Raw genomic sequence first — 5,612 nt, 5'->3', positions numbered from 1 at the left:
CTGTTTCAGCTGCAACTCTTCCTTCTTCAGAACTGATTCTTTTTGTTTCTTCCTCAATCCTTTTCTGCTCATTTGTGTTACGTTCAGCTTCAGCAGAAGCTCTTAATGTCTCTGCACTAGCTCTAGAACTTTCAGCAGATACACGATTAGCTTCATTAGTCTTACGAATCTCCTCCTCAGACTTTCTAGAGTTCTCTGCAGCAATACGCTCATTCTCAGCAGTTACCCTTTTAGTCTCTTCTGCTTTCCTACTATCTTCATTGGAGATACGTGTATTTTCATTGCTTACTCTGGTATTCTCAGCATTAACTCTACCTTGTTCTGCAGTAACACGTAATGCTTCTGCTTCCTTAACAGCTTGTTCAGTAGCTTCTACTTGTGCTTTAGCTTCTAATGCTTCTGCTGCTGCATCTAATGCAGGTTGTTTTAATGATTGAACCCACTCTGCTTCAGTACCTACAAAACCATGTTTTACTGCAACTTCATACGCTGACCAACCTTGAATACCTTGCATACCAGATAAGTCAACAATAAACTTCCAGCCTTCTTGAGTCTTTAAGTAAACTTTAGCATCATCAGGATCTTCTACATCATTAGTATTAATAAGTACATACTCACCTAACTTTACATCTGCAGTACCCCAATCAGCTTCCATTGCTTCAACTGAAGGATATTCCTTCTTGTAAGTGAAAGCATCACCAATAGCAGCTATACCAGTATTAACATATTGTTTAGTATCGTAGTCATAAATCCACCAATCATTATCTACGATCTTTGGTGGATTACTAGCAATTTCTTCAGCTTTATCAGTAGCAGCGATAGCATCATCAACTATACCCTCAATTTCTTCTACAGCTTGATTGGCTTTATCTGCAGCTTCATTTGCTTTATTAGCTGCATCTAGTGCTGCAACTGCTGCATCTTCAGATGCTTTACTTAGGCTATCAATCCAATCTTGTTCACTACCTTCGAAACCTAATTTAACTGCAATATCATAAGCACTAAGACCACGAGCTTCTATACCTGTATCTACATATACTTTGTTGATAGGATCATAAGTAAACCAATGATCATTCTCACCTATATATGGAGTCTCTGCAGTAGCTTTTACTCCAGTATCTCTATTGTCTACCCACCAGTTGCCATTAGAACCAATAAATGGTGGTACATAGTCATCTTTACTTACATCAAAGAGTACAATCCATTTTTCTATATCGTGATTGTAAACTTTAATTATTCTACCTTTTGAATCTGCTCCCAAGTCAACCCAGTACCCAACCTGATCTGGATTGGGTACGGTTATACTTGCAAACCACTCATAATATACATTATTCTTAACCATTGTAATAGTTATTATTTAGTTCTTTTGCGTTAGCATATTGCCACGGTCCTATTTTTGTAAACCCTTTTTCTGCTTGTATTTGTGAGTAGATGTTCTCAATTTTTTCATACATCGACATACCCTCATCATTCAACCTATTAGTTGCATTTAAAACCATTATTTTATCTGCAAGATAAATTATTTCATTTTCAGTAAATTCATAGTTTTGGGTAGTTTCTAGATCCAAGACACCACTAAACTGTGTATACACATTACCATCTACGCCAGTATATTGGCTAATCCCTTCAAGCTCCTCTTCTGTAAAGTCAACTTTTTGTTTAATAGACTCTTTTGTTTGTAAATTAACATAAGAATCATATTTCCAAAGTAAGTTGTATATTATAATTGCTCTTTCCTTTAAATTAAGTTCCATATTATCCTTCTATATATAAATATCCACCATTACTCACCCTAACATTAAAACTAGTATCACTAGACTCCAAACCGTAATTTTTTAGTTGAGTTAAAGTAGGTAACTGAACAAAATTGACAATAGTTCTTTCCATATTGTTTTGATCTCCGAAGTATCTACTTTCTACAGAAAAACCAGATCCCCATCCTGAATTAGTATAATGTTGACAATTTAACCAACGTTGTGGGGTATTACTATATCTAGCAGATCCATTATATAATATGAGAGTAAAGCCATTTGTAGCACCTTCTCTACTATTCAAAGTATTCAATACTACTGCAGGACATGTTTGCCCAGTAGTTGCTGGAATTGCTGATAAACCAAAACCAACAGCAGCAGAAGGAATTCCATAACTACCATACATAGTCATAGTAGGGGATAATGTGAACTTGTTTCCATAACTGTCTGAATTAGAACCTGTCATTCTACCTCCCGAAATATCAAATCCTCCTACAGTACCACCTACTGCATTTAGCTTTGATGTGTAACATTGACCGCTAGTATCTACTCTAAACGGTGCAGATCCAGGTGAAGATGCTGCATTAGATCCTATTGCTAAATGAATTTTACTTGTAACGGCAGCAGTTGTTCTACCATCTAATCGCATTGTACCAGATTGAGATTGAATATTAGTATTATAAAAATCCCATCCTGCAATAGTTGCTTTATCTGCGAATAATAAATCTGTAGCTACATTATCAAAAGAATTAAATTTAACCCAGTAGTAATTGCCACCATCTGTACCTGCATTACTACTTGGAGTTTTTCCACTAAACGCACCAGCACCTTTCTTAGATCTATTCACTGCATAAAACGAACCACTATACTTTACTATATCTCTTACGTTTCCTTGAGAGTTTGTTGTCCAAGAATAACTAGTAGAAGAAGAGTATTCACCACGATAACTTAAACCAGGACCATAATCTCCAGTACTTCCGGTTGCACCTGTAGTACATACTGCATTTGTATATGAATAATCTCCATCATCAAACACTATGTATAATCTAGTCCATATCCAATATCCATCCTCTGCACTTGGTGCAGTTGAACTCCAACTTCCACCTGACAAGGAAGTTGGTGAAGTAGATTTATAATATTGCATAGTAACACTTCTCACACCTCTACCATCTGAACCATTTTCTCCATTCAACGGAGAAAAAATCACAGGTTGTGTCCATCTATACCCTGATTTATCAGGTAATAAATCTATCTTATTTGTATTTGGATTAAGATAACCTGTACTTGTCCAAGTAAGAGTAGTAGTACTATTAGTAGGATCTGGATACCAAGCAAAAGATCCAGATGTACCACCACTGGAAGAAATCATTTCTGTAAAAGTAGGACGTGTTGGAGTACTATTGGTATTACAATATATTTGTATAGAAGAATTACCAATATCCCCATCTTTACCAGTAACGTTTTTTACTAAAGATAACACTACTGTATCTACAGTTTTTCCTTCATGTACAAAATCTATTTGCCATTGTACAGTAACGTAATTCTCTGGAATACTGGAGCTATTAACAGTAATTTGTTTCTTTTCCTGATTTATACTTAATGTACCTACCCCACTTAGTTGAGAAGAAGTTAAAGTATATTCAGTATTAGCAAATTTTGTACCACCCCTTCTTAAATTAGCATAAGTAGTAGCTTGAGACCAATCGCTAACAACACCTTCGTAGTTTGCAGGAACAGTCATACTTTCATTGTCTAACGCTCCTCTGTATGCACTTTCTCCATCTCGAACATTATTTATTGTAATTATATCTTCAAAGGACATTCCACTGACACTAGTTACAACACATCTAAACGTAATCTCATCTTCACCAGTTTGAAAATAGATTCCATTATAAACTACAACTAATTCAGATTTTGTTTCTCCTTCTAACAAGGTCCATTCAGAAGTACCAGATACTTTCCAATACCATTTATATGAAGCTACATCCATTAATGTAGTATCCATTTTTAATGTTATTGATTGTGGCGTTGGTATTTTTGCATATTCTGCATAGTGAAAAAATTGTTCTCCAGTTAAATATGTTCTAACGGCATCCTCTCCATTAAAACCATCTTCTCCATTTTTACTTTGGTTAATATACCAATCTTTAGTTACTGTTACACCTTCGTCTACTTCAATTGTAAGAGTTATTCTTGCACTAGTAGAAGTTAATGTTTTCAAAGATACTCTATTATCTTTAACTTCACATGTACCAGAACCCTCAGTAAACTTGGCAGTCATAGAAATAATTGGTATCTGAGTAATTCCATGATATGCAAATACATCAGTATATATTGTAGATGGGTCTATTAGTATAGTACCAGAACTATCAAATGGGACAGATGCAGAATAATTTGTTAAATCTATATAATATGCATCCAGACCTTCAGCACCATTTGCTAATTTAGCAACCTGTATTTCGTCATAATATGTCGCTTGAGTATCACTATCGGTCACTGTACATCTAAAAATAGCAGTTCTATCAGCAACCATATCAGGTGTAACTATTAGGGAATTGCCATAGCCAACGATTTCACTATTATTCGTTACATTTGTCCACTGATATGATGGTTGCACAATTCCATATACATTTGCATTTAATCCTAAATTATTTGGGGTAGGAGTACCAGAAAAATCTGGGGAATCATATAAAAACATTCTATTTCCAACAATTTCTACCCATTTTGCAACATCATCACCAGCTTGCCCATTTTCTCCTTTTGCAATATAAATTGTCCAGTAAGGGCTTCCTTCTTTCGGTTCTTTGCCAATATTATCCTGAGTGGCTATCCAAGTACTACCATTATATGTTACACAGTCATAATAATAATATTGTTTATCCACTGACCACGTACCTCTATAAATAGGGATACCAGTTTCAGTTCCATCTTTAGATACTACTGTGATTGTACCAACAAATTTACTATCTTTTCCAATTACTGTTTTATCTTTGCCTTCCAAAGTAAAATCATTGATTCCTGAGTAAAAGGCAATCCTTGGAGCATTTGACCCTTTTGCAGAAATGAAAATAGCATTACGTCTATCTTCCATTTGCTTGTCATATTCAGCATCTCCTTCTACTCTATGACCTAATAATAATATTTCATCATCCGCAGAAGGCGTACTACTACCAGGCTCACACACATCCTTAGATAGTAATATATAATCACTACCTACTTCTGTTACAGCTCTCCAATATCTTTTTACATTATGTCCATCAAATTTTTGACATATTGCTTGGTCGTTTACAATAAATTCATTATACTTGGTGCCATCTTCTGTATCAAAGTAACATTTGTATCCATTATCTTTTTCCTCTACTTTAATACATTTCATATCACCTAATGTAACTAAAATATCTCCACCTACTGCTTTTATTTCATTTACAGTTAATTCATTAACTGTCATATTACCTCTAACAAATAGGTTATCTAATTCTAGATTCCATTTAGAATTTGATGGATACAAACTAGCTCCAACTCCATCCCAACCAGAACGGAATGTTTGCCCTCCCTGTATACCTGTAGTATATATTATTCTTCCAGGTACAGTATCCCCACTTTTAAATACGTAGTCTTGTTTTACTTTACCGGCAGTATAAATATAGCTATCAGTAGGTGTAGTACTTTCACCCATTTTGATTACAGGTAAAGAACCAGATCCATCTGCAACTGCTTCTACTTGATTTTCAAGTTTAGATAATGCTTGATTTAATGTATCAGTACTTACTAAGGGATCAGCACTTATTCCTTTATAATATCCTTGTAAAGAAGTAATAGTACTAGAAGGTTGTGTATGATAACCTGGTACATCACCACTAC

The 5,612-nt window shown here is 35.0% G+C and carries 2 protein-coding genes and 1 pseudogene; all 3 read right to left on the bottom strand.

Annotated features, from left to right (window positions below; genetic code table 11):
• Positions 1-1,261, bottom strand: a pseudogene (locus QZL64_RS00300) (hypothetical protein); the annotation flags it as partial.
• Positions 1,262-1,334: 73 nt separating this feature from the next.
• Positions 1,335-1,754 carry a hypothetical protein gene (locus QZL64_RS00295; RefSeq protein ID WP_021840066.1) on the bottom strand — a complete coding sequence of 140 codons (420 nt, stop codon included), beginning with the start codon at positions 1,752-1,754 and terminating at the stop codon, positions 1,335-1,337.
• A gap of 1 nt (position 1,755) precedes the next feature.
• A partial coding sequence (locus tag QZL64_RS00290) for a hypothetical protein (protein WP_296309058.1) occupies positions 1,756-5,612 on the bottom strand: 3,857 nt, incomplete at its 5' end.

The sequence above is a fragment of the Veillonella sp. CAG:933 genome (genome assembly GCF_000431435.1).
In the GTDB taxonomy this organism is placed as follows: domain Bacteria; phylum Bacillota; class Negativicutes; order Veillonellales; family Veillonellaceae; genus Veillonella_A.
This window is presented reverse-complemented; position numbering and strand designations above follow the sequence as displayed.